The following is a 6241-nucleotide window of genomic DNA, read 5'->3' on the forward strand; positions in this document are numbered from 1 at the left end:
AAAAAACCAACTTTATTAAGTTGGTTTTTTTTATAATCAATATTAGTAAACTTTAAAAGCGAAATATACGTCTTAAGCCAACTAATGGTAATAGCAATAATGTATACCAAGGAAAGCTAGCAGAGTTACGCTCATACACTTCTGCTTCTACTGGAGCACAGTTTTCTACTTCACCATTTGCAATTGGCGTTAACTTAACTGCAACTGCAATACTTTCGTATTCAATTTCACCATTGATATCAGTTACAACACCGCCTAAAGAATCAAGTTTTTCAACTGTCTTAGTCGCAGTACCAAATATTTCATTATTTTCATTGATAGCTGTTGCTTCAACCATTGAGTAAGCGTAGTCAGTTTCGCCATCAGTGTCATAACAAGGCAGTAAATCATTCAAATTAGTGATTTTATCTTCACCAATTTTGTAAATAAAGGCTTCTTTGAGTCGTGAACTATCAGATACACCCACTTCCCCTTCGCCTACAATATATCCTTGATTATTTATATCGTTGCCATAAGAACTTGAACTTGAAAAATAATCAGTTGGAAAAACTGTATTACCTGTTTCGATGTCATGATAGAAGAATTTATTACGAAGAGTGCCTTCAATACGCTTTGTCGCATAACCTGTAATTACATCATTATCATTAATAGCGATTGATTTACCAGCCTGCCAATCGTCTTCTTGATTAATAAAGTCAGTGACTGCACCGTCTTTAAAATAGACTGGCATTGTAAGAATCGTATCATCATTTTTGTAATAACGCGTATTTGATGAACCTACAATTGTACCGTTGTTGTTCACTGCTAAAGCAGTACTCGTAAATGCGTCATCTTCCGTTTCACCTTCATCAGGTGTAAGTGCCATACCAAGCTCTTCAACAGAAATAATATTTAACGATTCATCAAGTTCCCATTTAACAGCACGCTTATTAAATAAGCCTCGTGAAATATTAGAATTTAATAAGTTGATACACACTGACGTTGGTTCGTCTTCATTATCACAGTTATCATCAATATTATCTTGTCTGTCATCAGGAATACTTGTAGAGATATTACCTACAACAGTGTAACCACTATTTGTTTTGACTATATCGTTAGCGCGGCTTGTGCCGCCGTATTCATTAAACTCAGGCTCTAACTCAACACTTATACTGCCATCAGCACTTATTACAATCCCACGTTCTATAAACTCATGTGTGAACCACGTTTCTGCATCATCTTCACCATCAGGTGTAAAAGACACTTTATCGTAAGGAGCACCGCCCCAACCAACAGTAACGCCGTCTTCACTTACAGCATTAAAAAGGTTAATAGTTGAACGCGTTAAGCCATCATAATCAACAGATGCAACATCAAATAACGGTTGCTCTGTTACTTGTGTGTCATTGTACTTTATGCCAACTAATGAGCTTAATTTTTGATATTCAAAATTTGTAGAAATTGAAGATAAAAAACTAACCATGAAAGTATGTGCATCAGAATTAGTAAGTACTGCATCATTATTTTCAATGTCATCAAGTGTAAAGGTAATCTCTTTATCACTTAAATCAAATGCAGCCTCTGTATTATCGTAGCTATTTTCAATAATATTTTCAGTAAAATCTATATAGCTGATATCAATAGGTAAATTGTATAAACCATTTGCGAAACCAATAATATGCCCGCTTTCGCTTACATCTGTTACATAAGAATATTTAGCGTCTTCAAGAGTCCCTAATTCACTTAACTGGTACGTAGCACTTGTTGCTGAAGTGCTTAATGTCGCTAAAATACTGGCAGCGAGTAATTTATATTTCATTTTAGTCCTTACTACTGATTCTGTAATTCTTCAAGTTCTTCCCAGCGCTCAAGCGCAGCTTCAAGGTCAGACTCAAGTTGTGCCAAATGGTTCAATGCTTTAGTTGTTACATCACTCTCTTGTTTAAAAAAGTCTGAGTCACTAACTACAGCTTGTTGAGCTTCAATTTCAGCTTCTAGTTTTTCCATTTTATTCGGTAGTTGCTCTAATTCAAGTTTTAATTTGTAAGAGAGTTTATTTGTTTTAGCTGCAGGTTTAGCAACTGGAGCGACTACTTTTTCAACTTTTTTTACTGGTTGCTGCTGCGTTTTTTTTTCTTGTTCAGCTAAATAGTTAACGTAAGCCTCATAGTCGCTATAGCCACCTACAATATCTGTAACTTTACCGTTACCTTCAAACGCCCATACACTTGAACATGTATTATCAATAAATTCACGGTCATGGCTTACAATCAGCACTGTACCTTGGTATTGATTAATGATGTCCTCTAGTAACTCTAACGTTTCAATGTCCAAGTCATTCGTTGGCTCATCGAGAACAAGGATATTAGACGGTTTTAAAAACAGTTTAGCTAATAGTAGTCTATTTTTTTCACCACCAGAGAGTGCTTTAACAGGGGTTCGAGCGCGTGCTGGAGGGAATAAAAAGTCTTGCAGGTAACCTAAAACATGACGTGAGCGTCCGCCCATCATCACTTCTTGTTTACCTTCGGCAACGTTATCTTGAACTGTTGCTTCTTCATCAAGCTTTTCACGATATTGGTCAAAGTAAGCAAATTCTAAATTAACACCTTGCTTAGTTATGCCGCTATCTGGTTCTAAATCACCAAACATTAGCTTTAATAGTGTTGTTTTACCAATACCATTTGGGCCTACTAGACCGATTCTGTCACCGCGCATTACCAGTGTAGAAAAATCATCAGCAATAACTTTGTCTTTAAATGCATGACAAAGATGTTGAGCTTCAAATACTAACTTACCAGAGCGATCTGCTGTTTCAATATTGAAATCAGTTTTACCAACTTGGTCAACACGTTGCTTACGCTCTGTACGAAGCTGTTTTAACTCACGAACTCTACCTTCGTTACGCGTTCTACGCGCTTTAACACCTTGGCGGATCCATGTTTCTTCTTCGGCTAAACGCTTATCGAACAATGCATTTTGGCTTTCTTCAACTTTTAAATCATGGGCTTTTTGCTCTAAGTACGTAGCGTAATCACCAGGGTACGAAATAAGCTTACCACGGTCTAAATCTAAAATACGCGTAGCAACAGCGCGAATAAACGCACGGTCATGCGATATAAATACGATTCCGCCTTTAAACTCTTTTAAAAATTGCTCAAGCCACATGACGCTTGCCATGTCTAAATGGTTTGTTGGCTCATCAAGTAATAATAAATCAGGCTCACTGACAAGTGCACGTGCAAGTGCTACTTTACGTAACCAACCACCAGAAAGAGACTCAAGTTTAGCTTCTGGCGTTAATTCTAATTGTGTTAGCACTAATTGAATTCGGCTATCAAAGCGCCAGCCATCAGCCGCTTCTAGTTGATTTGATAAACGTTCAAGCTTGTTTAATAACTTATCAGTACACACTGTTTGCAACTCATTACTTACATGATGAAAATCAATTAGTAAGTTTGCAATCTCAGGCATACCTTGCGCAACATAATCAAATACTGTGCCATTTGCGCCTTTTGGTGGATCTTGTTCTAAACGAGAAATTCTAATCCCGCCTAGCTGATTTATTTCACCATCATCTAATACAACTTCGCCATCAAGCACTTTTAATAGAGTTGACTTACCCGCGCCATTTCGACCAACAACACACACTCTTTCGCCACTTTCTATAACGGCATCTGCTTTGTTAAGCAAAGCATGCGTACCAAAAGCAAGTTGTGCTTTTAAAATTCTAATTAAATCCATAGTTCTTATTTGCTCTTATTCTGCTTGTGCTAAAAATTCGCGCACAGTGTGTAAAGTAAAAGGCCAAAATAATTGCTCGCCTTTTTCACTTTTTAATACAGGAATAGTAATTTGATACTCAGCTATAAGCTGCTCATCAGTCATAATATCGATTAGTAATAACTCACTCGTATTACTAAGTACCTCAGTGATAAGTTGCTCAGCTTGCTCGCACAAGTGGCAACCATCAGTGTGATATAAAACCCATTTAGCCATGTGTGATTAACCAGCTATTATGGATTTTTTTATTACGTTTAAAGTCTGGTGATAACGTTTTATCTGAAATATTAATGGCTTTTAAACCTAGACCAATCAGGCCAACTTCATCTATTACAAAGCCACGTTTGTTATTAGAGAAAATCAAAGTACCCGATGGGCTCAAAATCTTTTTAACCCACGTTAATAATTTAATGTGATCGCTCTGCACATCGAATGCATCTTTCATACGTTTTGAGTTTGAAAACGTTGGAGGATCTAAAAATATCAGATCATATTGCGCCGTTGCGTGCTCTAACCATTTTAAACAATCTGCTTGTTCAAAGCGGTATCGTGTATTACTAATACCATTTAAATCAAAGTTATCTTGGCCCCATTTTAAGTAGGTCTTTGATAAATCGACTGTAGTAATGGCTTTAGCACCACCAAGAGCAGCATGTACAGAAGCTGTACCTGTGTATGCAAAAAGGTTTAAGAAACGTTTATCTTTAGCATTTTCTTGAATATAACGGCGCATTAAACGGTGGTCTAAAAACAAGCCTGTGTCTAAGTAGTCAAATAAATTAACTTTGAACTTAGCACCAAACTCTTCAACAACCATAGTACGGTTTTGTTTAGACATAGCTGTGTATTGATCTTCGCCCTTCTGCTTTTTACGTACTTTTACAGCAATGTTTTCAGGTGAAATCTCAAGCTGTTGAGCCGTTAAACTTATTACGTCTTGCAGGCGTTTTTCTGATGTTTTTTCATCAATTTCTTTAGGCGCTGCATATTCAAAAATTACAGCAGAGTCACCATAAATATCTACAGCAACATTGTATTCAGGGATATCCGCTTCATAGACGCGATAAGCATCTATTTTATTTTGTTTAAGCCAGTTTTTTAAGCCTTGTTTATTCTTTTTCAATCTATTTGCAAATGATGTTGAGCCTTCAAAATTGAGTGCTTTTTTGTCATCTGTGGTCAAACTTACTTGCTTATCATCTAATTGATATAAGTTAAGCTCAACATCTAATGGGCCATTTTTAAATTTATAACGCTTGAGGCGCACAAGTTTTAAAAGTTTAAATAGGCTCTCGTCCATACCCAATAAGGCAAGTTTCCAGTGATTGAAGTGCTTTTTAAAGCCAACGCCTAAATTACGGTGTAAATCAACAAGCTCAGCCATAGAGCCAATACGCTCACCATAAGGTAAGTTTGAAATTACAACACCCGGTAATTTTGCAACAGCTGTAAGTTTAGTTGCATCACTTTGCTTAAACTTAATCACGTCGTCAAGCTCTGCACGTTTAGCATTATCAATTGCTTTACTTAATACTTGCTCATCGTAATCGTGGCCAATTAACCACAATTTAGGATCAGTAATATTAGCGAGTAACTCTTCTTTAAGCTCTTTAAACTTAGCGGCTCTAAAACTGGGTAAACGCTCAAAAGCAAAACCTTCACGGAATAATCCTGGCGCTTCGTTTCGCGCCATACCGGCAGCTTCTATCAAAATAGTACCCGCACCACAACATGGATCGAATAAAGGCTGTTTTACATTTTCAAGCCAGCCACTTCGCTTAATTAATGCAGCAGCTAAGTGCTCTTTAATTGGCGCTTTACCTTGGCCTTGGCGGTAACCACGTTCTGACAAACGAGGACCTGAATAGTCAATATACATCGATACGCCGTAACGATTTAATCGTGCAACTACGCGCACGTTAGCATCTTGCTTATCAACGTTAGGACGTTGCTCGTATAAATCATTAAAATAGTCAACAATCGCATCTTTGATTACAAGACCCGAAAATTGCGTGTTTTTTAATGAGTCATTGGTACCGTTGAAGTCGACAGCGAATGTTTGCGTAGGTCCAAACCATTCTTGCCAAGGTTGCGAGCGCGCAAAATTATACAGGCTATTTTTGTCATCTACGCCTTCTTTTTCTTCAATAAGCATAAGCACACGCGTTGCAAAACGAGTTGATAAACAAACCTTTTGCGCAAGTAATGAGTCAGCCTCAAAACGAACAGAACCAACAGTTTGCTTAGACACGGTTGCGCCAAGTTCTGTTAGTTCATCAACCAATAAATTTTCGATTCCGATAGAAGTAAGTGCGATAAATTGCAAAGTAATAACCCTTAATAGCTAATTGCGCAGGATTATAACATAGGTTGGGCGACAAACACGCCATAAAGACACGCTTAAGACTTAAATTTGATAAGGGTCTGTTGAACTTTCAAGGTTAAATTTGCAGCAGTCTGTTTGGTATTTAGGCAAGGC

The 6241-nt window shown here is 37.3% G+C and carries 4 protein-coding genes; all 4 read right to left on the reverse strand.

Going from position 1 to position 6241, the window contains the following annotated elements:
• Positions 1–52: 52 nt before the first annotated feature.
• From GQR46_RS14620 to rlmKL, 4 genes are read right to left on the reverse strand one after another with little or no spacing between them, the layout of a single operon-like run.
• A complete protein-coding gene (locus GQR46_RS14620; protein WP_024589193.1) occupies positions 53–1798 on the reverse strand; it encodes a DUF3466 family protein in 1746 nt (581 codons plus the stop codon).
• Between the two features lie 11 nt (positions 1799–1809).
• The gene (locus GQR46_RS14625; RefSeq protein ID WP_010552661.1) at positions 1810–3723 is read right to left on the reverse strand and encodes an ABC transporter ATP-binding protein; all 1914 of its coding nucleotides are present in this window, start codon (positions 3721–3723) and stop codon (positions 1810–1812) included.
• 15 nt (positions 3724–3738) lie between these two features.
• On the reverse strand, positions 3739–3978 hold the full coding sequence (locus GQR46_RS14630) for a glutaredoxin family protein (RefSeq protein ID WP_007586898.1): 240 nt from the start codon (positions 3976–3978) through the stop codon (positions 3739–3741).
• Positions 3971–6088: a bifunctional 23S rRNA (guanine(2069)-N(7))-methyltransferase RlmK/23S rRNA (guanine(2445)-N(2))-methyltransferase RlmL gene (gene rlmKL / locus GQR46_RS14635; protein WP_007586899.1), complete on the reverse strand. Its 2118-nt coding sequence runs from the start codon at positions 6086–6088 to the stop codon at positions 3971–3973. The genes GQR46_RS14630 and rlmKL overlap by 8 nt, the downstream gene beginning before the upstream one ends.
• Between the last annotated feature and the right edge of the window lie 153 nt (positions 6089–6241).

The organism is Pseudoalteromonas sp. Z1A6 (genome assembly GCF_011378745.1).
Taxonomy (GTDB): Bacteria; Pseudomonadota; Gammaproteobacteria; order Enterobacterales; family Alteromonadaceae; genus Pseudoalteromonas; species Pseudoalteromonas arctica.

Excerpts from the sequence above, each read along its gene's own strand:
- GQR46_RS14620 (WP_024589193.1), bottom strand. The coding sequence starts at position 1,798 with ATGAAATATAAATTACTCGCTGCCAGTATTTTAGCGACATTAAGCACT.
- GQR46_RS14625 (WP_010552661.1), bottom strand. The coding sequence starts at position 3,723 with ATGGATTTAATTAGAATTTTAAAAGCACAACTTGCTTTTGGTACGCAT.
- GQR46_RS14630 (WP_007586898.1), bottom strand. The coding sequence starts at position 3,978 with ATGGCTAAATGGGTTTTATATCACACTGATGGTTGCCACTTGTGCGAG.